Genomic DNA, 24,218 nt, shown 5'->3' on the forward strand with positions numbered 1-24,218 from the left:
CGGCGCCCTTCATCAAACTGTCATGGAACTGTGGCAGCGCGCTTGAACAAACTTCATCAGACTCGCGCTCTACTGGGGTTCTGCGTTTTGGTGTTTTTCCATGGGTGCTGCATTTTTTTCACGAATCGTATTTCTGGCCGCATTGTTGTTCGGCCTGCCGTCGTTGGCGGCCTCGCGTTGTGACGTCAATGTTCCGACCGAGCGGGTGGATCTGGCCCAGGTAAGCCTGGCGTACCAGAGCATCGGTCGTGCGTCGGATCCGGCCTTGCTGCTGGTGATGGGCCTGGGCGGGCAGTTGATCCACTGGCCGGACGAGGTGGTGGTCGCCCTGTGTCAGCAGGGGTTCCGGGTGATTCGCTATGACAATCGCGATGTCGGCCTGTCGACCTGGCGGCAAGCACCGGCCGAAGCCAACCTGACGTTCGAAGTACTGCGCTACAAACTTGGCTTGCCGGTGTCGTCGCCGTACTCGCTGACCGACATGGCCGACGATGGCCTGGGCTTGATGGATGCCTTGCACATCGATCAATTCCACGTGTTGGGCGCCAGCATGGGCGGGATGATCGCCCAGCACATGGCGGCCATGGCCCCGCAGCGGGTCGAGAGCCTGACCCTGATCATGACCAGCTCCGGGGCCGAAGGCTTGCCGGCGCCGAGTGCGGCGCTGGTGCAATTGCTGGCGCGACGTGGCGCAGCGAACCGCGAGGTGGCCCTGGAACAACAGGCCGACTTGCTGGCGGCGCTGGGCAGCCCGATGGTGAGCGATGATCGTCAGGTGCTGCTGCATCAGGCGGCGCAGTCCTATGACCGGGCGTTCAATCCCGAGGGTGTGAAACGCCAGATCATGGCCATTCTCGCCGAGCCGAGCCGGGTCGCGCTGCTCAACCGGTTGCGGGTGCCGGCGCTGGTGGTCCATGGCACGGCCGACCCCTTGCTGCCGGTGATGCACGGGGTGCATCTGGCGGCGCATCTGCGTGGCAGTCAGTTGGTCTTGATTCCGGGCCTGGCCCATCGTTTCCAGGAGGCGTTCAAGGCGCCGTTGCTGGGGGCGGTGTTGCCGTACTTGCGCGAGCACCGTGAAGACACTTCGCACTGGGCGCAGATCGAGCCTGTGGCCGATCACAATCTCCTCTAACCCCCCCCCCCGATCCAATGTGGGAGCGGGCTTGCTCGCGAAGAGGGAGTATCAGTTGGCATTTGAGTTGACTGACACACCGCTTTCGCGAGCAAGCCCGCTCCCACAGGAGAATGTATTTCTCTGTGAAAGCGTAGCCAGGCCAGCGAGGCTCACCACCAACGCCGCGCCCAGGGTCGCTTTGAGAGTCAGGTCCACACAGCTCAATGGCTCAGGCCGTACTTTTTCACTTTGTCGAACAGCGTGGTCTTGGCCATGCCCAGTTCCTGGCTGGCCTGGGTCAGGTTGCCGCCGCTGCGTTGCAAGGCATCGCTGAGCAGGTTGCGCTCGAAGGCTTCCACCGCTTCGGCAAACGCCAGGCCTTGATTGCTGCCGCCGGCACCGGTTTTCTTGAACGCCGGCAGGCCCAGGGCAAAGCGCTCGGCAACGTTGCGCAACTCACGCACGTTGCCCGGCCAGTCGTGGCTCATCAGGTTGGAAACGGTCTGGTTGTCCAGCTCCGGCACCGCGCGGTCGAAGCGCAGGGACGACTGCTGCAGAAAGTGTTCGAACAGTTGCAGGATGTCCTCGCGGCGCTCGCGCAGCGGCGGCAGCTCCAGGGTCACCACGTTGAGGCGGTAGTACAGGTCGCTGCGGAATTCGCCGGCCTTGCTCGACTCGACGAGGTCGGACTTGGTCGCCGCGATGACGCGGCAATCCACCGCCACGCTCTGGTTCGAACCGAGGCGTTCGAGGGTGCGTTCCTGCAATACCCGCAGCAGCTTGATCTGCAAGGGCAGGGGCATGCTTTCCACTTCGTCGAGGAACAATGTGCCGCCGTCGGCGTGTTCGATCTTGCCGATCCGCCGTTTGCCCGCACCGGTAAAGGCGTTGGCTTCGTGGCCGAAGATTTCGCTTTCGAAGAGGTTCTCCGGCAGGCCGCCGCAGTTCAACGCGACGAACTGCTTGGTGTGCCGCCGACTGAAATCATGCAGGCAGCGCGCAACCAGTTCCTTGCCGGTGCCGGTCTCGCCTTCGATCAGCACGTTGGCCGACGTATCGGCGACGTTGGCGATCAGTTCCCGCAGGTTCTGCATGGCCGGCGAGCGCCCGATGATCCGCCCTTCGAGGGAGTCGCGCTCGGCCAGTTGCCGGCGCAGCGACGACACTTCCCGCGCCAGGCTGCGTTGCTCGAGGGCGCGGCGGGCCACGTCCACCAGGCGCTCCGGGGAGAACGGCTTTTCCATGAAATCGTAGGCGCCTTTCTGCATCGCCCCGACGGCCATGGAGATGTCGCCGTGGCCGGTGATCAGCACCACCGGCAGGCTGCGGTCGCGCTCCTTGAGCCGGGTCAGCAACTCCAGGCCATCGATGCCCGGCAGGCGAATGTCGCTGACGACGATGCCGGCGAAGTTGTCGCCGACCCGCTCCAGGGCTTCTTCGGCGCTGCCCACGCCAATGCAGGGAATGTCTTCCAGGGTCAGCGCCTGTTGGCAGCCGAGCAGCACATGGGGGTCGTCTTCGACGATCAATACACTAAGGTCGTTGTTCATATTGGCTCGGCGGGAGTGGGGCTTACCAACGGTAAACTGAGGACGAATGCGGTACCACCGCTGGCCGGGTGCTCGACACCCAGGTGACCGCCAGTGGCGGCGGCCAGGCTGGCAGAGAGGGTCAGGCCGAGGCCCAGGCCCTGTTCGCCGGGTTTGGTGGTGAAGAAGGGTTCGAACAGGTGCTTGCGCGCTTCGGCGTCGATGCCGTGGCCGTTGTCACGCACGCGCAGCCGGTATTTGCCATCGAAGGTTTCGCCTTCGAGCCACAGCTCGGGTTGCGGCTGCGCTTGCATGGCGTCGAGGGCGTTGCCGATCAGGTTGACCAGAATCTGCTCCAGGCGGGTCTGGTCGATTTGCACCTGCACAGCGTCAAAATGGCGGTGCAATTGCAAAGGCGTGTTTTCCACCCGTGCGCCGTGCAATTGCAGGGCCGCGTCCACCGCTTTGCCAAGGCAGGCCTGACCCTTGTCGTCACCGCGCCGGGCGAACGAGCGCAGGCTGGCGGTGATGCGGCCCATGCGGTCGATCAGTTCGTTGATGGTCTTGAGGTTGGTGCTGGCGACGTCGAGCTGGCCGCGTTCGAGGAAGCGCACGGTATTGCCGGACAAGGTGCGCAGCGCCGCCAGCGGCTGGTTCAGTTCGTGGGCGATGCTGGTGGACATCTGGCCGATGGCCGCGAGTTTTCCGGCCTGTACCAGTTCGTCCTGGGCGCGGCGCAAGGTCTCTTCGGCGTGCCGGCGTTCGCGGATCTGCCCCTTGAGCCGTTCGTTGCTGGCGCGCAGGTCGGTGGTGCGTTCGGTAATCCGACGCTCCAGCTGGTTGTTGGCTTCCTGCAAGGCTTCCCGGGCCGCGAGGCGGGTGGCGATCACCTTGCGCCGCTCGTTCCAGGCGATCAACAGAAAGGCGCAGAGGGCAAACGCCACGGCCACCAGAATCCCCTGGTTGATCGCTTCGCGGCGCAGGTCCTGGAGCGGCGTGAGCAGGGTGAAATTCCACGGCGTATCGCTCAAAGGCCGGGTTTGCGACAGGTAGCTGATGTTTTCATCGTCGCGATCTTGTTGGAGCAGCAGTTCACTGTTGGCCGGGAACGTGAGTTTTTCCACGCCTTCGGACAGGGTTTCCCGGGCCAGCGGCTGCAGTTCGTTGAGCGGGAACCAGTAGTACTGCAGGCTACGGGCAAGTTTTTCCTTGGTTTCTTCGCTCAGCGGCACCACCGATTTCAAGCGTCGAGCCGGATCGCTGGAGAGAATGATGATGCCGTTCTCGTCGCTGACGAAGGCTTCCAGCCGCGCCCGTTGCCAGCGCTCTTCCATGGCTTCCAGGCGAACCTTGACCACCGCGACGCCGATGATCTTGCCGTGTTCTTCCAGGCCATGGGCCAGGTAGTAACCGGGTTCGCCGTTGGTGCTGCCGATGCCGTAGAAGCGTCCCGGTTGACCGCGCACGGCGTTCTGGAAATAGGCGCGAAAGGACAGGTCTTCACCCAGGTAACTGTCGACATCGCGCCAGTTGCTGGTGGCCATGACGCGACCGGTGGTGTCCATCACGTAGATGGCCCGACTGCGGCTGCGCCGGTTCAGGCCTTCGAGGTAATCGTTGACCGTTTGCCGGTGTTCCGGGGTCGGGTCGGCCAGCAACTGCGAAACACTGGTTTCGAGTTCCAGCAGGCTGGGCAGGTAGGTGTATTTGCTGATTTCGCTTTCGACGGCACGGGCGTGCAGTTCCAGCTGACGCTGGCCGTTTTCGCCGAGGTTGCGAATGCCATAGTGCTCACTGATCCAGAAGCCGATATAGCCCAGGCCGATCATCATGGCGATGATCAGTGGCGGCAGGAACAAATGACGAACCAGACGGGGTTTCACGGCGAGTGATGGCGACGCTGCGCGATAAAGATTAGGGTCGCATTTCATCACAGATGCCTTGGGTCAACCACCACTACCGCCTTGACGCGTCCTTGTAGGAGCTGCCGCAGGCTGCGATCTTTTGATCTTGATCTTTTGTGACCGGACGTTCGCCAGAATCAAAAGCAAGATCAAAAGATCGCAGCCTGCGGCAGCTCCTACAGGGGCGGCGGCGGTGTGGCTTTAGTGCTGCAGAATCTTGTTGAGGAAGTGCTGCGTACGCTCGGCACGGTGGCTGATGTCGCCGAAGAACTCTTCTTTCTTGCAGTCTTCGATGATCTTGCCGGCGTCCATGAAGATCACCCGGTCCGCCACTTTACGGGCGAAGCCCATTTCGTGGGTCACGCACATCATGGTCATGCCTTCGTGGGCCAGTTGCACCATCACGTCGAGCACTTCGTTGACCATTTCCGGGTCCAGCGCCGAGGTCGGTTCGTCGAACAGCATGACGATCGGGTCCATCGCCAGCGCACGGGCAATCGCCACGCGCTGCTGCTGACCACCGGACAGTTGGCCAGGATGCTTGTGGGCATGGGCCGAGAGACCGACGCGCTCGAGCAGTTGCAGGCCTTTCTTGGTGGCTTCTTCCTTGCTGCGGCCCAATACCTTGATCTGCGCGATGGTCAGGTTTTCGGTGATGGTCAGGTGCGGGAACAGCTCGAAGTGCTGGAACACCATGCCCACGCGCGAACGCAGTTTCGGCAGGTTGGTCTTCGGGTCGGCGATGGAAGTGCCGTCGACCACGATGTCGCCCTTCTGGAAGGGCTCCAGGGCGTTGACGCACTTGATCAGGGTCGACTTGCCGGAACCGGATGGCCCGCACACCACGATCACTTCGCCTTTTTTGACCTCGGTGCTGCAATCAGTCAGAACCTGGAAGTCCCCATACCACTTGTTGATGCTTTTGATAGAGATCATACGGCGAACCTTTTTTGCAGACGCTTGACCAGCTGCGAGGCGGCAAAGCTGATGATGAAGTACACGAGACCCGCGAAAATCAGGAACTCATTGGAGCGGCCAATGATGTCGCCACTGGCGCGCGAAGCATTGAGGAAGTCCACCAGGCCGACGGCGTAGACCAGCGAGGTGTCCTGAAACAGGATGATGCTCTGCTGCAGCAACAGCGGCGTCATCTTGCGGAACGCCTGCGGCAGGATGATCAGGCGCATCATCTGGCCGTAGGACATGCCCAGCGCTTGGGCTGCGCCCATCTGGCCCTTGGGGATCGACTGCACGCCAGCACGGACGATTTCGCAGAAGTACGCCGCTTCGAACATCATGAACGCCACGATGCACGAGGCGAACGCGCCGATCGGCGTGTCTTCGCCGGTAATCCAGCGCAGCACGAACGGCACCGCCAGGTAGAACCAGGTGATCACCAGCAGCAACGGAATCGAACGGAAGTAGTTAACGTAGGCGCCGGCGATGTTCGACAGCAGCTTGTTGTGGGACAGGCGCATCAACGCCAGGATGGTGCCGAGGATGATACCGCCGACCACACCCATGGCCATCAGCTTGAGGGTCATGACCATGCCGTTCCACAGGCCCGGCAGGGACGGGATGATGCCCGAGAAGTCGAATTCCATCATTTACCCCCTACGGAGATCAGGCCCGGTACGGCGACTTTCTTCTCGACCAGGCGCATCAGCAACATCAGGCTCATGTTCAGGGTGAAGTAGATCAGCGTGGCCAGGGTAAAGGCTTCGAACAGGTTGGCGGAGAACTCGGCGGTCTGTTTGGTCTGCGCAAGCAGCTCCATCAAGCCGATCAGCGAGGCTACGGAGGTGTTCTTGAAGACGTTCAGGAATTCCGAGGTCAGCGGCGGAATGATGATCCGGTAAGCCTGGGGCAGCAGCACGTTCCAGTAGATCTGCGGCAGCTTGAAACCCATGGCGCGGGCCGCGGATTCCTGGCCTTTGGGCAGGGCCTGGATGCCGGTGCGCACCTGTTCGCAGACCCGGGCGGTGGTGAACAGGCCCAGGCACACGACGACGCTGAGGAAGGCCGAGGTGGTCGGGTTCAGGTCCTGCTTGTACCACTCTTGCAGGTCGGCAGGCAGCAGGTCGGGTACCAGGAAGTACCAGATGAACAGCTGAACCAGCAGCGGCACGTTACGGAAGAGTTCGACGTAGCAGGTGGCGATGCCCGATACGATGCGGTTCGGCACGGTACGCATGACGCCCAGGATCGAGCCCAGTGTCAGGGCGATGATCCAGGCCGCGATGGCGATGCCGATGGTCCAGCCCAGACCGGACACGTACCAGTCGAAATAGGTCTCGCTGCCCACGCCGGTGGACTTGAAGAACACGCCCCAGTCCCAGTTGTAATTCATTAGGGTCTCCCCTCGGATTCGATCGATGTACAAATGCCCGCTTGGGGGAAGCTCCGTTCCCGCCTGTCCTTGGGGGACAGGCACACGCGCTCGGCTCGACAGCCACCGGTTCGAGTGTTTCCAGAAATGCCAGCAGGGAGTGCATTCCCCTGAAAGGGCTACGGCCCTTTCAGGGGATAAGGTTAGTCAGAAATCAGGACTTCTTGTCGTCAGCCGCTTTATCAGTCGGATTGGCGATCAGGGCCTTGAGCTCGTCGCTCATCGGGAAGTTCAGGTTCAGGCCTTTTGGCGGGATTGGCTGCATGAACCATTTATCGTAGATCTTGTTGATCTCGCCCGATGCGTAGGTGGCCTTGATGGCGTCATCCACAGCCTTTTTGAAAGGCTCGTCGCCTTTGCGCACCATGCAGCCGTAGATTTCGTAGGACTGTGGAGTGCCGGTCACGGCCCAGTCGCTGGCCTTCTTGGCCTTGGCCGCTTCACCGGCCAGCAGGGCGTCGTCCATCATGAACGCAACGGCACGGCCGGTTTCCAGCATCTGGAACGACTCGCCGTGGTCTTTGGCGGAGATGACGTTCATGCCCATCTGCTTGTCGGCGTTCATCGCCTTGAGGATGCGCTCGGACGTGGTGCCGGCGGTGGTCACGACGTTCTTGCCGGCCAGGTCAGGGAAATCCTTGTACTTGGAGTCTGCCTTGGACAGCAGGCGAGTACCGATTTCGAAGATGCCGACGGAGAAGTCGACCTGCTGCTGACGCTCGACGTTGTTGGTGGTGGAACCGCACTCGAGGTCCACGGTGCCGTTCTGCACCAGCGGGATACGGGTTTGCGAAGTCACCAGGTTGTATTTGACCTGGAGGTTCGGCATGTCGAGGTCTTTTTTCAGCGCTTCGACGACTTTCAGCTGGATGTCGTGGGAGTAGCCGACCGGTTTGCCGGTAGCATCCGCGATATAGGAAAACGGAATGGAAGCGTCGCGATGGCCCAGGGTGATGGTGCCGGACTCTTTGATCTTCTTCAGGGTGCCGGTGAGTTCGGCGGCGAAAACCGGAGTGCTGATCAGAGCGGCAGCAATGGCTGCGCCCAGGATATGGGGAACGATGCGCATCAAATTTTCCTCGACTTTGTTTTTTTTATGGAGCCAGTTCATCGGCCCTTTTGTGCTGCAAAACACCTGAGCGCTACGATGAGTGAGCGCAAAGGACATTCGTCGAAGAAGTGTAGAGCATGACTCGTGCCAGACCAGTCGGTATTAGTCAAAGTATTGATTTATAAGGAAATTAAGTTTTTATTGCGCTGGAATTTCAGTGAGATGATCCGGTTAACCGAACCGACCCGCAGGTCGCGTTCGGAAAACCGAATGGCGGATTGCCTGCATCGCTTTTTGTAGGAGCCGGCTTGCCGGCGATAGCGCTCTCAAGGGCGCCATCGCCGGCAAGCCGGCTCCTACGGGGGGCAGTCAGGGATATTTGCGCTTGTCCGCGGCTGGCGGGAAGTACTGGTACAACCAGGTCTCACTCAGCGTGCGGTCGTTGGTGCGGATGAACAGGCGCAGCTCGACAGGCTCCACGCTGTCATTGGTCGGGTACCAGTCAAACAGGACACGGTAACCCTTGATGTCATCGAGCTTGAGCACGCTGAAATCCTTGACCTCGCCATTCGAGCAAGTGACCACCGGCTCGATGCCCGCGCCCTCGGGCAGGCGGTCCAGACCGCCGCCGGTGAAGTCCACGGCAAAACGACGGGCCCAGACGGGCGGGTAATGCTCGCCCGGCGCCCAGCCTTCGGTGAAACCGCCCATCCCGGAACGGGTGGCGTTGACCCGCGCCAGCGGCGTGCCGACCGGTGGCAACGCGCTCCAGTAGAGCTTGTAGCCGTAGTTCAGCGAATCGCCGGCAGCCACCGGTTTCTTCGGAGTCCAGAAGGCGACGATGTTGTCCATGGTCTCGCCGGTGGTAGGGATTTCCAGCAGATCGACGGAGCCTTCGCCCCATGCGGTGGTCGGTTCGACCCACAGGCTCGGGCGGCGGCTGTACCAGTCGACGGTGTCCTGATAGCTGGCGAACTCGTGGTCGGTCTGCACCAGGCCGAAACCTTTCGGGTCCTTGTCGGCGAAGGCATTGAATTGCAGGGTCGCAGGGTTGTTCAGCGGGCGGCAGATCCACTCGCCGTTGCCGCGCCACATGGCCAGGCGGTCGGAGTCGTGGATTTGCGGGTGAATGGTGTCGCACATGCGGCGTTCGTGGGTGCCGCAGCTGAACATGCTGGTCATCGGTGCGATGCCCAGTTGATCGATGGCGGTACGGGCGTTGATGTGGGCATCGACCTCCATCACCACGCGCTCGGCCTGGCAGTCGATATCGAAGCGGTAGGCACCGGTGGCGCTCGGCGAGTCGAGCAGGGCGTAGACCACGAAGCGGGTGCTGTCCTTGTCCGGTGTCTCGAACCAGAACTTGGTGAAGTCGGGGAATTCTTCGCGCTTCTTGGCGTAGGTATCGATGGCCAGGCCGCGGGCCGACAAGCCGTACTGGCCGGTGGCGTCCACCGCACGGAAGTAACTGGCGCCGAGGAAGGATACGACGTCGTGCTTGTCCAGCTCCGGGGCCTTGAACAACTTGAAGCCGGAGAAACCCAGGTCGCCCTTGAGCTGGGCGGTGTCGACCGTGGTGTTTTCATAGTTGAACAGCGACGGGCGGAAATGCACCTCGCGGGCCATCCGGGTTTTCGGGTCGACGCTGTACATGCGCACCGGCTGCTTGAACCCCATGCCGACGTGGAAGAACTGCACGTCCAGTTGGCCCTTGAGTTCTTTCCACAACGAATGATTGCCGTCGTAGCGGATCGCATTGAAGTTCTGCGGCGTCATGGTCGCCAGGGTCGGCGGCAACTGTTGCTTGGTGTCCTGGTAGCGATTGCTGGCGAGCTGTTTGGCCTGGAGCTTCAGCGCCTCGAAATCGAATGCGCTGGCCTCGCCATCAGCGGTGCCGCCGCTGGCGGCCCAGGCTTGGGCGGCTAGCAGGCCCGTGGCGGACAAACCGGTGTAGGCCGCGATGGCCATGGAGGCTTTGAGCAAGTTCCTGCGGTGCATAAATACAACCTGTCGTGAGCAATCCCGCGCCGTTCCTGGCACGTGCTGGATCAGAAAAAACGGTTCGGACATGCCTTCGGCCAAACGCAACGGACTGTAAAGCAGATGCCCGACAGCTTAAACCGTTCGATTGCAGAGCAAAATTGATTGATGGCACAGCGCCGGTTCAGCAATGAAACAAGACATGTCGGGAAACAATTCCGACAGGGGTTTCTGATTTACAGGGCATTTCTGCTTTTTTCGACTAATTACTCTAAAAACCGCTTTTCAGCGCCCGGAAAATTTCTATTCTGTGCACATGACCGGTTTATGCCCTTCGGACCGGTGCGGTTCAGTGGGCACCCAGCGGCTGCTGAAAAAGGGATAGGGCGATGCGGTTTTTTGCAGTTTTCTTTGACGTATAGAGAAGGACATCGTCCATGTCGAAAGTACAAGGCATCACCGAAATGTTGGGAATCTTTCCGTGCCTGGCCATCGGGCGACGCAGGCGCCGGCTTAATAACGAGGAAATGAAACTGGTGGAGCGGTATCGGGAGCTGTCGGAGAGCGACAGGATCGCGATGAGGTATCTGGTGGATGCGATGAGGAGTGTTTCGCGGTTTTGAAGCAGGGCTGGTTACCGTGAGAGCCATTTGGCTTTTACGGTGGCCAGATCCATCAACTTGCTGTGGCGAGGGAGCTTGCTCCCGCTGGGTCGCGCAGCGGCCCTCGCTTTACCTTCAAAACGAGGACTGCTTCGCAGTCCAGCGGGAGCAAGCTCCCTCGCCACAGGTCATGTATCAAGCCCTGGAAGCCGGAGAAGGTCGCTGTCCATGCATCAGCTCAGGCACATCACGCCACTTCACCCAGGCCTGTTGTTGCCAGTGCAGCAGGGGCACAGTGACGCCGGCCCAATGCACTGAACTCAGGCTCGGGCGGTTTTCCACAGGTGTGGTGCTGGTTTCCCGCATCATGGGTATGACTTCGTTGCTCAACCACTGGCGCAGGTTGCGGTTTTCCGGGACGAAGTGGTGAACCAGCAAGGCGTACATGCCTGATTCGCTGACCATCAGTGTTTCGACCGATTTGCCGTCCTTGAGCAGACAGACGCTGCGACGTTGGTCGGGATCGAGTTTCAGGGTCAGGCGTTCATTGAGTGGTTTGCCCATCAAGCGACCCAGATCCTGGGCGCAGAACCAGGCTTGGTTGTTTTGCATGAAGGCATGGAGGAAGCGGTTGTGGCGAGTGAAGACTTTAGGGATGAAGCAGGAAGGAATTTCAGTCGGATGTGATGTGTGCTTGTGCATTTTTCGACTCCATGTTGAAAAAGGAGCCGCCACTAATCCTTCGACAGATTTGGGTGGCGGACCGTGCGGCGTTCGAAGTCGGAACATTCTCGATCAACATGGAAGCCGAGAGGCCCGCGCCACACGGCCCGCCATAACGCGAAACTGAAAGGCAAAAAAATGCCCCAGCTCATATGGGGGCGCGGATGCGCCATGTTGATATGTTCCGGCTTCGACTCCGGGCCGCTGATTTGGCAGCGACGGATTGAAGCCTATCGGTCAGGCGCTCGCGGCGCCAAGTCTACTCTGGCTACGCTTGTTGTAGGAATCGGCGCCGGTGTTCGAAGGTGCGATCTGTAGGATTTTTCTGTTTTTGCATTGACTGCAGAGAAGCGGCACCTGAAGCGCGCTTTTTCCTTTATGTATTCGAGTCCAGCAAACGAACTGCAGGTCTTTTTCCATGCTGATCGAATTCTCGGTTTCCAATTACCGTTCGTTCCGTGACAAGCAAACCTTGTCCATGGCGGCGACTCCTCTCCTGAGCAAAACGCGTAATACATTCAAGCCGCCCTGCGCAGAAAAGCTCCCCGACCTGTTGAAGGTGGCTGCGATTTACGGCCCAAATGCTTCCGGCAAGTCTTCATTGGTCCGCGCGATGGGGGTCGTCGGGCGCTTGCTTGCCATGGAAACCAATCCAATTGACGCGTTGCTATCGGTTTCGCCTTTTCGTTTTGATCGCGCGTTGAAGGATGCGCCCAGCGTATTTGAATACAACTTCATTCAAGGAGGGCAGCGCTATCGGTTTGTGCTGGGGTTAACTGGGCAGCGGATCGTCAAAGAGCAGTTGCTCTCTTATCCAGGAGGGAACGAAACGCTTCTGTATGACCGCCAATTCGACGCCGAAGGGGAGCGTTATGTTTTCGGGACGGCGCTGGAGGGTGGGAAAGAAGTGCATGGCGCCTGGCGGCGTCTGACGAGCCCAAAAATGCTCTTCCTCGCGCAGGCCGTGAAGAACAGCAATGAAGAAATGACTCAGTTGCGAATGCCGTTCAGTTGGTTCCAAACCGGACTTCTCGTGGTCGAGCAGAACAGCATGATGGAGCTGTCGACGGCGTCGATCCGATTTCTTCAGATGGTGTCGAGCCATACGAACGATCTTCGGGACTTTCTCAAGGCATTGGACATTCCGGTCTCTATCATTGAGCTCAATTCAGACGAGGTCGATGCCGTTCAGAACAATAAAGAACCTACCTTGAAGGAGATCTTCGCTGCGGTTCAAAAGAACAAGGTGACCCTCACACACTCCAGTCATTTAGGTGCTGCGGAGTTTGATTTTTCGGAGGAGTCGTGCGGTACAAAGAACCTGATTGGCTTTTGGTTGCCCTGGTTCATGATGAATCAAGCGGGGGGTAGCGGAGTGCTTTGTGTCGATGAACTCAACAGCAGCCTTCATCCCGACATCGTCGCTGACTTGATCGACAAGCATCTGGACAGTGGCCTCGATACCCAGCTGATTTTTACAACGCACGACACTCATCTGATGAACGAAAAGATTTTGCGGCGGGATCAGTTCTGGATTACCGAACGTGATGCCAACGGCGCGACCAGTTTGTTTTCCATTCACGATTTTGAGGGGTGCGAAAGTGAGGATGTCGAGAAGCGCTACTTTGAAGGCCGTTATCGCGGGCTACCGTTGATAAGGCAGGGCTGAGCAATGGTGAGTTCAGGCAAGTTATTTGATCGCAGGATTTCACGGTACAAGCCTCAACCTAAAGTGTTGGTGCTCTGTGAAGACAGCAAGTCAGGAAAACGCTATCTGGAGGAGGCTGCCTTTTATTTTCGGGCCAAGGCCCAGGTGGAAATTGCTCACTGCGGCGTCACACATCCGAGTGGCATTGTTGAGCGAGCAATCAGCCGGCAGAAGTACTTCGACAAAGTGTTTTGTGTATTGGATCGAGATACACACCTTTGCTTTCAGCGTGCATTGAATGTTGCGCAGCCTCATCCAAAGATCAAAGTCATTGCATCGTATCCCTGTTTTGGGTTTTGGCTACTGCTGCACTTTGGTTTCAACCGAAAACCCTTCAGAGCTGTCGGGAAGCATTCCCCTGGCGAGTTGGTGAGCAAGAGTTTGCGAGAGAAGCCAACCATGGAAAAATATGAGAAGGGCAAAGACATCAACTACTTTGCCCAGCTGTTGGGAGCGCCGTTCCAAACTGCAAGAGCTTTGGCACCGAAGATCCTTGAGGACGTTGCCATCAGCGGCGATCCAAACCCCAGCACCGAAATCCACCTGCTTATGGATGAATTCGAAAACCTCTCCAAGCCGCAGCCGATTTAACATCAAACCCTGCCCGCATCGCTGCGGGCAGGGTGCTCAATCAGCCCACTTCCCCCACCGCCCGATACGCCTCATCAATCGCCGCATGAGCATAAGCACTCCACGCCGCGTCCGAGTTGGCGATGCTCACCCGTCCAATCGGCTGACGGGCCAGGTTCATCAGTTTTTCGCTTTCGTCGGCATCGTCGTACAGGCTGTTGGAGAAGTACGCGTAGCCGTGTGACCAGCGGTTGACGGTGATGGCGAGGATGTCGGTTTCGTGGTTGAAGCCGCCAGGGCCTAGCATGCGTTGCAGTTGGTCACGCAGTTGCGCTTCCAGTTGCTCGAACGAAAAGTCGCGGCGGGTGATATCCATATTCAATCCTTGTTGATTCTTCAGATCGCCCCGGCACCACAACGGCACCGGGGCGAATGCCGTTACCGGCTGACTTTCCAGGCATCGCCCGCCGGGGCGGTGCCGTGGTCATACGGCTTGGCGATCCACATGTAGAGCAGGCCCAGGCCAATCACGATGGCCGTGCTCAATACCATGGCGTAGTTGATGTACCACGCGGCATCCGGTGTCCGTGGCCAGGCCATGTTGATAATGGCCCCGACACCATAGACCAGTGCGCCGATGTTCACCGCCCAGCCCCAGGCGCCGAGGGTGAATTTGCCGCTTGGTTTCCAGCCCTTCATGCGGGCGTACAGGGCCGCGAGCACGATCATCTGGAACGCCAGGTAGATGCCGATGGCCGCGAAGCTGACGATGGTGGCGACCGCATCCTGCAGGAAGAAACCGAGGATGATGATAAGCGCCGGCAGGACACCGGAGACGAACAGCGCGGCAACCGGAACCTGCGTCGTAGGGGAAATCTTCTTCAGCAGTCGGCTGCCGATGACCATTTCGTCACGGGCGTAGGAATACAGCAGGCGACTGGCCGCCGCTTGCAGGCTGATGACGCAGGAGATGAAGGAAATCATCACCACGCCCATCACCACTTTCGAACCCACCGGCCCGAACGCGTTGTTGAGGATGGTGCTGACCGGGTCCTTGTCGGTGCCATTAATCACCGCTTGCATGTCCGGCACCGCGAGGATCAGCGCCAGGCAAGCGAACATCGCTGCGATGCCGCCGATGTAGATGGTCATGCGCATCGCCACCGGGATCTGCTTGCTCGGGTTCGGGGTTTCTTCGGCCACGTCGCCGCAGGCCTCGAAGCCGTAGTACAGGAACATCCCCGCCAGCGAAGCGGTGAGGAACGCCGGCAGGTACGAGCCATCGACGCTGATATCGAAGGTGTTGAACAGCACGCTGATCGATTGATGACGCTCGAAGATCAGCAGGTAAACACCCACGATGACTGCGCCGACCAGTTCGCAGAGGAAGCCGAACATGGCGATGCGCGCCAGCACTTTGGTGCCGCTGAGGTTGACCAGGGTGGCGAACAGCGTCAGCACCAGGGCAATGACAATGTTGGTGTTGTTGTTCGGTTCAAAGCCCATCATGGCGGCCAGGTACGGACCGGCACCCACGGCAACCGCCGCGATGGTCACGCACAGGGCGATGGAGTAGATCCAGCCGACCATCCACGCCCAGCGCTTGCCCACCAGACGGCGGGCCCACGGGTACACGCCGCCGGAAATCGGGAACTGCGAGACCACTTCGCCGAAGATCAGGCACACCAGCAACTGGCCGCAACCGACCAGCAGATAAGCCCAGAACATCGGTGGCCCGCCTGCGGCCAGGCACAGGCCGAACAGGGTATAAACCCCGACGACCGGGGACAGGTAGGTGAAGCCCAGGGCGAAGTTTTCCCACAGGCTCATGCTGCGATTGAAGTTGGAGGTGTAACCCAGTTTGCGCAGTTGCTCGGCATCGCTGTCGGCAAGGACTGCAGAGAGATCGGGTGATGCACTCATGTGTGATTGCTCCGGAAAATCGGCAGATTTCGGATGTCCGAAACCGTGGCGGGGCCTTGAGGGCGCTGCCAGGATCGGTGGTTATTGTTTTTTGGTGTTGCGGTGAATCCTTGATGCAATCGACGACGTCATCCTTGTGTCAGCGGAAAAGATCGCAGCCTGCGGCAGCTCCTACAGGGTGTACGGCGCTCTTTGTAGGAGCTGCCGAAGGCTGCGATCTTTTCGCTGTTAATGCTTGAACATCACATGCCGAACGACGGTGTAATCCTCCAGCCCGTACATGGACATGTCCTTGCCATACCCGGACAACTTCTGCCCGCCGTGGGGCATTTCGCTGACCAGCATGAAGTGCGTGTTGACCCAGGTGCAGCCGTACTGCAAGCGGGCCGACAGGCGATGGGCGCGGCCGACATCGGCGGTCCACACGGAGGAGGCCAGGCCGTAGTCCGAGTCGTTGGCCCAGCCCAGCACCTGCGCTTCATCGCTGAATTTGGTCACCGATACCACCGGCCCGAACACTTCGCGACGGACGATTTCGTCGTCCTGCTGGGCATCGGCCAGCACGGTCGGTTCGAAGAAGAAGCCATTGCCCTCGACAGCCTTGCCGCCAGTGATCAGGCGAATGTGCGGCTGGGCGATGGCGCGTTCGACGAAACTGGCGACGCGGTCGCGGTGTTGCGCGGTGATCAGCGGGCCGAGTTCGGTCGACGGATCGTCCTGCAAGCCGTACTTGATGCTGCTGACGGCGGCGCCGAGTTTCTCGACGAATTTCTCGTAGATGCCTGCCTGCGCGTAGATGCGGCAGGCGGCGGTGCAGTCCTGGCCGGCATTGTAGAAACCGAAGGTGCGAATGCCTTCGACAGCGGCGTCGATGTCGGCGTCGTCGAAGATGATCACCGGGGCCTTGCCGCCCAGTTCCATGTGCATGCGTTTGACGCTGTCGGCGGTGCTGGAAATGATGTTCGAACCAGTGGCGATCGAACCGGTCAGCGACACCATGCGCACTTTCGGGTGGGTGACCAGTGGGCTGCCGACGCTAGGACCGCGGCCGAACACCAGGTTGAGCACGCCGGCCGGGAAGATGTCGGCCGCCAGTTCGGCCAGGCGCAGGGCGGTCAGCGGGGTCTGTTCCGACGGCTTGAGCACCACGGTATTGCCGGCGGCCAGGGCCGGGGCGATTTTCCAGGCGACCATCATCAGCGGATAGTTCCACGGCGCGATGGAGGCGATCACGCCCACCGGGTCGCGGCGGATCATTGAGGTGTGGCCGGGCAGGTATTCGCCACCGGCCGAACCGCTCATGCAACGGCTGGCGCCGGCGAAGAAGCGGAACACGTCGGCAATCGCCGGGATCTCGTCGTTCAGCGCGGCGCTGTAAGGTTTGCCGCAGTTGTCCGATTCCAGTTTGGCCAGCTCTTCGCCGTGGGCCTCGATGGCATCGGCGAGTTTGAGCAGCAGCAGCGAACGTTCTTTCGGCGGAGTCTGCGACCAGCTGTCGAAGGCGGTATCGGCGGCGCGCACGGCGGCATCGACCTGGGCTTCGCTGGCTTCGTTGATTTCCACCAGCACACGACCCAGTGCGGGGTTGAACACCGGTTGGGCGGGGCCTTCGCCGTCTTGCAGTTGGCCGTTGATCAATAGTTTGGTTTGCATGACATTTGTCCTCATCAATGCAGATCTTGTTTTGAAACCAGTCCCTGTGGGAGCGAGCTTGCTCGCGATGGCGGTGTGTCAGCCACCATCCATGCTGAATGTAATGGCCTCATCGCGAGCAAGCTCGCTCCCACAGGGGGTAGTGGTGTCTATTTTGAGTTTATTTCCCGCCACTGCCCGCAACGCTTTCACCGCCACGGGTCAGGTAATAGGCGCCGAGGATCGGCAGCATGGTCACGATCATCACCAGCATCGCCACGACGTTGGTCACCGGCACGTCTCGTGGGCGGCTGAGCTGGTTCAGCAGCCACAGCGGCAGGGTCCGTTCATGGCCGGCGGTGAAGGTGGTGACGATGATTTCGTCGAACGACAGGGCAAACGCCAGCATGCCGCCGGCCAGCAACGCCGAGCCAAGGTTCGGCAGGATGATGTAGCGGAAGGTCTGCCAGCCGTCGGCGCCGAGGTCCATCGAGGCCTCGATCAAGCTGTGGGACGTACGGCGCAAGCGGGCGATGACGTTGTTGTAGACGATCACCACGCAGAAGGTCGCGTGGCCGACGATGATGGTGAACATCCCCGGCTCGATGCCCAGTGTCTTGAAGGTCGCCAGCAACGCGATCCCGGTGATGATCCCCGGCAAGGCGATCGGCAGGATCAGCATCAGTGAGATGCCCTGCTTGCCGAAGAAGTCCCGGCGGTACAGCGCCGCCGAAGCCAGTGTGCCAAGGACCATGGCGATCAGCGTGGCAATCGAGGCGATCTGCAAGGACAGCTTGATGGCTTCGAGCACGTCCGGTCGGGAGAACGCCACGCCGATCCACTTCAGGGTAAAGCCCTTGGGCGGAAAGCTGAACGCCGCGTCTTCGGTGTTGAAGGCGTACAGGAAGATGATCAGGATCGGGAAGTGCAGGAACACCAATCCGCCCCAGGCCGCGAGGCGTAGCCCGAGAGATGCTTTTTCAGAGTGCATCGAAGGCCCCCAGACGTTTGACGATGGACAGGTAGATGGCGATCAGCACGATTGGCACCAGGGTGAACGCGGCAGCCATTGGCATGTTGCCGATGGCGCCTTGCTGGGCGTAGACCATGCTGCCGACGAAGTAGCCGGGCGGGCCGACCAGTTGCGGCACGATGAAGTCGCCCAGGGTCAGCGAGAAGGTGAATATCGAACCGGCGGCAATGCCCGGGATCGACAGCGGCAGAATCACTTGCATGAAGGTCTGGCGCGGCTTGGCCCCGAGGTCGGCGGAGGCTTGCAGCAGCGAGGGCGGCAGGCGTTCCAGCGAAGCCTGAATCGGCAGGATCATGAACGGCAGCCAGATGTAGACGAACACCATGAAGCGGCCCAGGTGTGAGGTCGACAGGGTGCTGCCGCCGACGCCGGGAATGCCGAGCACCCATTGCAGGACCGGTTCCAGCCCCAGGTGCTGCACGAACCACTGCGCCACGCCGCCCTTGGCCAGCAGCAAGGTCCAGGCGTAGGCCTTGACGATGTAACTGGCCCACATCGGCATCATCACCGCGATGTAGAAAAACGCCTTGGTCTTGCCCGTGGTGTAGCGCGCCATGTAGTAGGCGATCGGGAACGCGACGATGGCGCTGGCAATCGACACGGCAATCGCCATGCCCAGGGTGCGCAGGATGATGTCGAAGTTCGACGGCTGGAACAGCGCGGTGAAGTTCGCCAGGGTCAGGTCGGGGGTGACCGCCATGGTGAAGTCATCGAAGGTGTAGAAACCTTGCCACAGCAGCACCAGCAACGAGCCCAGGTAGATCGCACCGAACCACAGCAGCGGCGGTACCAGCAGTAGCGACAGGTAAAAATTCGGCCGGCGATACAGCAGATTGGAAAACCTGCGCAGCAGCGAGCCGCTGGCCGGCGATTGAGGGATAGCTACGGTGTTCATCTCACACCCCGCCCGCAACGGTGTCGTGCAACGGAATCATGGCTTCACGCGCCCAGCGTGCGCTGATGCGCTGACCGGTCTGGTGTTGTGCGCTGGTGTCCAGCCACTGGTTGTTGGCCTGGCTGATGTTCAGGGTCTGGCCGTTTTCCAGTTTCAGTTCATAGCGCGTGGCGCTGCCCTGGTACTGGATGTCGTGGAGCAAGCCGGTGACTTCGATTTCGTGGCTGGCCAGCGGGCCTTCGGCGAAACGCACGTGTTCCGGACGAATCGAGAACGGCTGCGGATTGCCACTGATTTGCTTCGCCAGATCACCGCGGATCACGTTGGAGGTGCCGACGAATTCGGCGACGAAGGTGGTGGCCGGTTTCATGTACAGGTTGCGCGGGCTGTCGACTTGTTCGATGCGGCCCTTATTGAATACCGCCACGCGGTCGGACATCGACAGTGCTTCGGTCTGGTCGTGGGTGACGAAGATGAAGGTGATGCCGAGCTGGCGTTGCAGTTTTTTCAGCTCGCTCTGCATTTGCTCGCGCAGTTTCAGGTCGAGTGCGCCGAGTGGTTCGTCGAGCAACAGTACGCGAGGACGGTTGACCAGGGCGCGGGCCAGGGCCACACGCTGGCGCTGACCGCCGGAGAGCTGCACCGGCTTGCGGTCGCCATAGCCGCCGAGGGCCACCATATCGAGTGCTTCTTCGGCGCGCTTCAGGCGTTCGGCCTTGCCCACGCCTTTGACTTTCAAACCGTAGGCGACGTTGTCGCGAACGTTCATGTGCGGGAACAGCGCGTAATCCTGGAACACGGTGTTCACGTCACGCTGGTACGGCGGCAGGCCGGCGGCCTCTTCGCCATGAATGCGGATGGAGCCTGCGCTCGGTTGTTCAAAACCGGCGATCAGGCGCAAACAGGTGGTCTTGCCCGAGCCGGAAGGCCCCAGCATGGAGAAGAACTCGCCGTCCTGGATGTCGATGGAAACCCGGTCTACGGCTTTCACTTCGCCGAATTGACGGGAAACGTTGGTGAACTGGACTGCAAGCGTCATGGTGCGGTGCTCCAAAAAGGCGAAGGCCGTCGCAGCGGCCCTGCCTGGACTTCTGAAAAAACGAATAACGGTCAACTACAGCCGGATGCCTTGCTCGGCAGTGGCAACAGAGGTGATCAATTGTGGGAGCTGGCTTGCCAGCGATGGGGGCCGCTCAGTCAGTATCGTGTTGCCTGACACTCCGCCATCGCGGGCAAGCCCGCTCCCACAGGTATTTCCTTCACTTCAAGGATCAGCGGCCGCCCATGATCGCGATGTAGTCCTGGGTCCAGCGGCTGTACGGCACGAACTTGCCGCCTTCAGCCTGCGGGGTTTTCCAGAAGGCGATCTTGTCGAACTGGTCGAAACCGTTGGTTTTGCAGCCTTCGGCGCCGAGCAGTTCGCTCTCCTTGCATGCCGCCGGGACCGCTGGCAGCGAGCCGAACCACGCCGCTACGTCGCCCTGGACTTTCGGTTGCAGCGACCAGTCCATCCACTTGTAGGCGCAGTTCGGGTGCTTGGCCTCGGTGTGCATCATGGTGGTGTCGGCCCAACCGGTGGCGCCTTCTTTCGGGATGGTCGAGGCGATTGGCTGTTTCTCGTTCATCAGGCCGTTGACCTGATACGGCCACGCGCCGGAGGCGACCACGCCTTCGTTCTTGAAGTCACTCATTTGTACGGTGGTGTCGTGCCAGTAGCGGTGGATCAACGGCTGCTGGGCGCGCAGCAGGTCGAGCACGGCCTTGTACTGGGCTTCGGTCAGTTCGTACGGGCTCTGGATGCCCAGTTCCGGTTTGGCGGTCTTGAGGTACAGCGCCGCGTCGGCGATGTAGATCGGGCCGTCATAGGCTTGCACGCGACCCTTGTTCGGCTTGCCGTCCGGCAGGTTTTCGGCATTGAACAGCACGCCCCAGGTGGTCGGCGCGGTCTTGAACACGTTGGTGTTGTACATCAGCACGTTCGGGCCCCACTGATAGGGGGTGCCGTAGGTCTGCTTGTTGACCACGTACCAGGGTGCATCCTTGAGGCGCGGGTCGAGGTTTTTCCAGTTCGGGATCAACGCGGTGTTGATCGGCTGTACACGCTTGCCGACGATCAGGCGCAGGGAGGCGTCGCCCGACGCCGTCACCAGATCGTAACCACCCTTGGCCATCAGGCTGACCATTTCATCGGAAGTGGCCGCGGTCTTGACGTTGACCTTGCAGCCGGTTTCCTTCTCGAAACCGGTCACCCAGTCGTAGGCCTTGTCGCTCTCGCCACGTTCGATGTAGCCAGGCCAGGCCACAATATCCAGTTGGCCCTCGCCAGCCCCGACAGCTTTGAGCGGCTCGGCGGCCTGGAGGCTGGCACTGGCCAGCAGTGCGGTGGTGATTGCACTGAGCAGTGCGGTCTTGTGCACGAACATGGGAATTCCCTCTTCTTTAATTATGGTCGGGGCAGTGTTTTGAACGTGGTGAAGCATGCCGTTGGTGGCTTGTTATTAGCGTAGTCAGAGATGCTCGCCATGGCGGGCCATGATGTGCCGCACCACGCTGTAGTCCTGAAGCGAATCGCTGGACAGGTCCTTGCCGTAGCCCGAACGCTTCAGGCCACCATGGGGCATTTCGCTGACCAGCATGAAATGGCTGTTGATCCAGGTGCAGCCGTACTGCAGGCGCGCCGCGACCTGCATGGCCTTGTCGAGGTTCTGGGTCCAGACCGACGATGCCAGGCCGTATTCCGAATCGTTGGCCCAGTCCACCGCTTGTTCCAATTCATCGAAACGGGTCACGGTGACCACCGGTCCGAACACTTCGCGCTGGACGATCTCATCGCTTTGCTTGCAGCCGGCCAGCAGGGTCGGCTGGTAATAGAAGCCGGCGCCGGAATGCACGGCCGCGCCGGTCACCCGCTCTATGTGCGGCTGGCCGAGGGCGCGTTCGACAAAGCTGGCCACGCGGTCGCGCTGGCGGGTGCTGATCAGCGGGCCGATTTCGTTGTCGGCGTCGCGTTTGCCGGCGAAGCGCAGGCTGCTGACGGCCGCGCCGAGCTCGGCCACCAGGCGGTCGTGAATCCCGGCCTGGGCATAAATGCGGCAAGCGGCGGTGCAATCCTGGCCGGCGTTGTAGTAGCCATAGGTCCGCACACCTTCGACCACGGCCTGAATGTCGGCATCGTTGCAGACGATCACCGGAGCCTTGCCGCCGAGTTCGAGGTGGGTACGCTTGAGGGTTTTCGATGCGGCCTGGAGGATTTTTTGCCCGGTGACGATATCGCCGGTCAGCGACACCATGCGCACTTTAGGGTGGCTCACCAGGTGGCTGCCGACGCCTTCGCCACCCCCGCAAACGATATTGATCACACCCCGTGGCAGGATCTCGGCGAGCGCGGGTACCAGGGCCAGGATCGACAACGGCGTGTGTTCCGACGGCTTGAATACCAGGGTGTTGCCGGCGGCGAGGGCCGGGGCGATTTTCCACGCGGCCATCATGATCGGGTAGTTCCACGGCGCAATCGACGCCACCACCCCGATAGGATCGCGGCGCACCATGCTGGTGTAGCCCGGCAGGTATTCGCCGCTGAGCTGGCCGGTCTGGCAACGCACGGCGCCGGCGAAAAAGCGGAACACGTCGACCGTGGCACTCAGGTCATCCTGACGGGCCAGGTGCAACGGCTTGCCGCAGTTCATGGATTCGAGGCGGGCCAGCAGGTCGGCGTTTTTTTCGATGGCGTTGGCGATCTCCAGCAACAGGTTCGAGCGTTGCTGCGGGGTGGTCCGCGACCAGCCGGCAAAGGCGCGGTGGGCGGCGAGGATCGCGGCTTCGACTTGCTCGGTGCTGGCTTCGGCGATCTGTGTGATGACTTCGCCGGTGGCCGGGTTGAGAATCGGCTCGACGCAGCCTTGACCGGCGACTAATTCACCATCGATCAACAATGCGGTGAACAACGGAGTCTGCGCGCCAGCCATTTTTCGGGTTCTCTTTTCTTGTGTGGCCATGGTGTTCCCAGTGGTTGGGACCCGGCCGTCTTATATAGATGTAACAAGACTAGTTCGCGGGCCCGAGGACAACAAATACTAAATACTGAAGGTTGCGTTCGATTAAATAGATGGCTTGCGCCCGCCATGGGGTTGTTCGCGGGCGACCGTCAGGAACGGGTCCACCAGCGCCGGCCGGGCCGTGCCGCGACGCCAGGCAAGGCCGACATCCAGGGTCTGGCTGAGGTCGGCAATGGCCCGTGCTTCGATGATGTCGCCCTCCAGTGACCACGGGCGATAGGTCATGTCGGGCTGGATCGACACGCCCAAGCCGGCAGCCACCAGGCTTCGCACCGCTTCGGTCGAGGCCGTGCGCAGGGTGATGCGCGGTTGCAGCGAGGCGGCGGACCACATGCGTTGGGCGTTGCGGTCCATTTCATCGACGTTCAGTTGAATCAATGGCTCGCGGGCCACGTCGGCGAGGTTGATGCTGTCGTGTTCCAGCAAGGGATGCTGGGCCGGCAGCCATAACCGGTGCGGCGAGTGGGTCAGCACTTCGGTTTGCAAGGCGTGACGGTCTTCGAGGTTGGAGAGGATCAGCACGCCGACATCGATCTCGCCGCTGACCAGCAAATGCTCGATGTACGGGCGCTCGTCTTCCATCACGCGGATTTCCACGTTGGGGTAGGCGCGCTGGAAGCGGGTGAGCAAATCCGCCAGGTAATAACCGGCCACCAGGCTGGTCACGCCGACGATCAATTGCCCGGCGACCTGGTCGGTGCTCTGTTGCAGGCTGCGCTTGGCGTTATCCACGGTGGCCAGGATCAAGTGCGCCTGGCGCAGGAATTGATGGCCCTGGTGGGTCAGGGTCATGCCCTTGGCATGGCGACTGAACAGGCTGACGCCGATTTCCTCCTCCAGTTGCTGGATGGCCAGGGTCAGGGTCGACTGGGAAATGAACGCGGTTTGCGCGGCGGCGGAGATCGAACCGGTCTCGGCCACAGCGATGAAATGGCGAATCTGACGCAAGGTCATCATGGGGGAAGCACCCGGTGGGCTGTTTTTATCGATTTGTTGGAGTGTATATCTTTTTTTTCGATGGTCAGCGCCAGGTGCCTTGGCGATGCAACATCTGGAAGCACTCTCGCGCACGGGGCGTCGGCACTTTCGATCTAGGCTGGTGCCCTT

The 24,218-nt window shown here is 60.5% G+C and carries 20 protein-coding genes and 1 pseudogene; 4 read left to right on the plus strand and 17 right to left on the minus strand.

Annotated elements, in window-relative coordinates:
• The first annotated feature begins 100 nt into the window (after positions 1-100).
• Entirely contained in the window at positions 101-1,135 is a 1,035-nt protein-coding gene (locus KW841_RS12640; protein ID WP_218476402.1) for an alpha/beta fold hydrolase, read from the plus strand.
• 203 nt (positions 1,136-1,338) lie between these two features.
• Here the strand turns inward: KW841_RS12640 and KW841_RS12645 are convergent, their stop codons facing one another.
• The 7 genes from KW841_RS12645 to KW841_RS12675 all read right to left on the minus strand — a co-directional run bounded on the left by KW841_RS12645 (position 1,339) and on the right by KW841_RS12675 (position 9,988).
• On the minus strand, positions 1,339-2,667 hold the full coding sequence (locus KW841_RS12645) for a sigma-54 dependent transcriptional regulator (RefSeq protein WP_218476404.1): 1,329 nt from the start codon (positions 2,665-2,667) through the stop codon (positions 1,339-1,341).
• Positions 2,664-4,577, minus strand: coding sequence for a sensor histidine kinase (locus KW841_RS12650; RefSeq protein WP_218476406.1), 1,914 nt, complete (start codon positions 4,575-4,577; stop codon positions 2,664-2,666). The genes KW841_RS12645 and KW841_RS12650 overlap by 4 nt, the downstream gene beginning before the upstream one ends.
• A gap of 174 nt (positions 4,578-4,751) precedes the next feature.
• Positions 4,752-5,486 (minus strand): amino acid ABC transporter ATP-binding protein, encoded by a 735-nt coding sequence (locus tag KW841_RS12655; RefSeq protein ID WP_007975082.1) that lies wholly within the window; start codon positions 5,484-5,486, stop codon positions 4,752-4,754.
• On the minus strand, positions 5,483-6,154 hold the full coding sequence (locus tag KW841_RS12660) for an amino acid ABC transporter permease (RefSeq protein WP_102699059.1): 672 nt from the start codon (positions 6,152-6,154) through the stop codon (positions 5,483-5,485). The genes KW841_RS12655 and KW841_RS12660 overlap by 4 nt, the downstream gene beginning before the upstream one ends.
• Positions 6,154-6,900: an amino acid ABC transporter permease gene (locus KW841_RS12665; protein WP_007975080.1), complete on the minus strand. Its 747-nt coding sequence runs from the start codon at positions 6,898-6,900 to the stop codon at positions 6,154-6,156. Before KW841_RS12665 ends, KW841_RS12660 begins: the two co-directional genes overlap by 1 nt.
• Positions 6,901-7,093: 193 nt before the next feature.
• On the minus strand, positions 7,094-8,008 hold the full coding sequence (locus KW841_RS12670) for a glutamate/aspartate ABC transporter substrate-binding protein (RefSeq protein WP_116581995.1): 915 nt from the start codon (positions 8,006-8,008) through the stop codon (positions 7,094-7,096).
• Between the two features lie 351 nt (positions 8,009-8,359).
• Entirely contained in the window at positions 8,360-9,988 is a 1,629-nt protein-coding gene (locus KW841_RS12675; protein ID WP_218476408.1) for a glucan biosynthesis protein D, read from the minus strand.
• 419 nt (positions 9,989-10,407) lie between these two features.
• On the opposite strand from KW841_RS12675, the gene KW841_RS12680 reads away from it, so the two are divergent.
• A complete protein-coding gene (locus KW841_RS12680) occupies positions 10,408-10,593 on the plus strand; it encodes a hypothetical protein (RefSeq protein ID WP_007975077.1) in 186 nt (61 codons plus the stop codon).
• A 174-nt stretch (positions 10,594-10,767) separates the two neighbouring features.
• Here KW841_RS12680 and KW841_RS12685 read toward each other — a convergent pair whose 3' ends face one another.
• Positions 10,768-11,274 carry a Bro-N domain-containing protein gene (locus KW841_RS12685; RefSeq protein ID WP_218476411.1) on the minus strand — a complete coding sequence of 169 codons (507 nt, stop codon included), beginning with the start codon at positions 11,272-11,274 and terminating at the stop codon, positions 10,768-10,770.
• Positions 11,275-11,713: 439 nt separating this feature from the next.
• On the opposite strand from KW841_RS12685, the gene KW841_RS12690 reads away from it, so the two are divergent.
• On the plus strand, positions 11,714-12,964 hold the full coding sequence (locus KW841_RS12690; RefSeq protein WP_218476413.1) for an ATP/GTP-binding protein: 1,251 nt from the start codon (positions 11,714-11,716) through the stop codon (positions 12,962-12,964).
• A gap of 3 nt (positions 12,965-12,967) precedes the next feature.
• Positions 12,968-13,594 (plus strand): RloB family protein, encoded by a 627-nt coding sequence (locus tag KW841_RS12695; RefSeq protein ID WP_218476415.1) that lies wholly within the window; start codon positions 12,968-12,970, stop codon positions 13,592-13,594.
• Positions 13,595-13,634: 40 nt separating this feature from the next.
• Here the strand turns inward: KW841_RS12695 and KW841_RS12700 are convergent.
• From KW841_RS12700 to KW841_RS12740, 9 genes and pseudogenes are all read right to left on the minus strand, one after another.
• A pseudogene (locus KW841_RS12700) lies at positions 13,635-13,925 on the minus strand (spermidine dehydrogenase); the annotation flags it as partial.
• Positions 13,926-14,011: 86 nt separating this feature from the next.
• The gene (locus tag KW841_RS12705) at positions 14,012-15,496 is read right to left on the minus strand and encodes an APC family permease (RefSeq protein WP_116581964.1); all 1,485 of its coding nucleotides are present in this window, start codon (positions 15,494-15,496) and stop codon (positions 14,012-14,014) included.
• A gap of 228 nt (positions 15,497-15,724) precedes the next feature.
• Positions 15,725-17,149, minus strand: coding sequence for a gamma-aminobutyraldehyde dehydrogenase (locus KW841_RS12710; RefSeq protein WP_218476427.1), 1,425 nt, complete (start codon positions 17,147-17,149; stop codon positions 15,725-15,727).
• Between the two features lie 160 nt (positions 17,150-17,309).
• The gene (locus KW841_RS12715) at positions 17,310-18,119 is read right to left on the minus strand and encodes an ABC transporter permease (protein WP_007975065.1); all 810 of its coding nucleotides are present in this window, start codon (positions 18,117-18,119) and stop codon (positions 17,310-17,312) included.
• Entirely contained in the window at positions 18,109-19,056 is a 948-nt protein-coding gene (locus KW841_RS12720; RefSeq protein ID WP_218476429.1) for an ABC transporter permease, read from the minus strand. Before KW841_RS12720 ends, KW841_RS12715 begins: the two co-directional genes overlap by 11 nt.
• 1 nt (position 19,057) lies before the next feature.
• A complete protein-coding gene (locus KW841_RS12725) occupies positions 19,058-20,095 on the minus strand; it encodes an ABC transporter ATP-binding protein (protein WP_015093714.1) in 1,038 nt (345 codons plus the stop codon).
• 232 nt (positions 20,096-20,327) lie between these two features.
• Positions 20,328-21,479 (minus strand): putative ABC transporter substrate-binding protein YdcS, encoded by a 1,152-nt coding sequence (gene ydcS, locus KW841_RS12730; RefSeq protein ID WP_116581966.1) that lies wholly within the window; start codon positions 21,477-21,479, stop codon positions 20,328-20,330.
• Between the two features lie 84 nt (positions 21,480-21,563).
• Positions 21,564-23,051 carry a gamma-aminobutyraldehyde dehydrogenase gene (locus KW841_RS12735; protein ID WP_218476431.1) on the minus strand — a complete coding sequence of 496 codons (1,488 nt, stop codon included), beginning with the start codon at positions 23,049-23,051 and terminating at the stop codon, positions 21,564-21,566.
• Between the two features lie 102 nt (positions 23,052-23,153).
• On the minus strand, positions 23,154-24,068 hold the full coding sequence (locus KW841_RS12740) for a LysR family transcriptional regulator (protein WP_218476434.1): 915 nt from the start codon (positions 24,066-24,068) through the stop codon (positions 23,154-23,156).
• Positions 24,069-24,218: the final 150 nt, after the last annotated feature.

It is taken from the genome of Pseudomonas sp. PDM28, from assembly GCF_019219115.1.
In the GTDB taxonomy this organism is placed as follows: domain Bacteria; phylum Pseudomonadota; class Gammaproteobacteria; order Pseudomonadales; family Pseudomonadaceae; genus Aquipseudomonas; species Aquipseudomonas laurylsulfatiphila.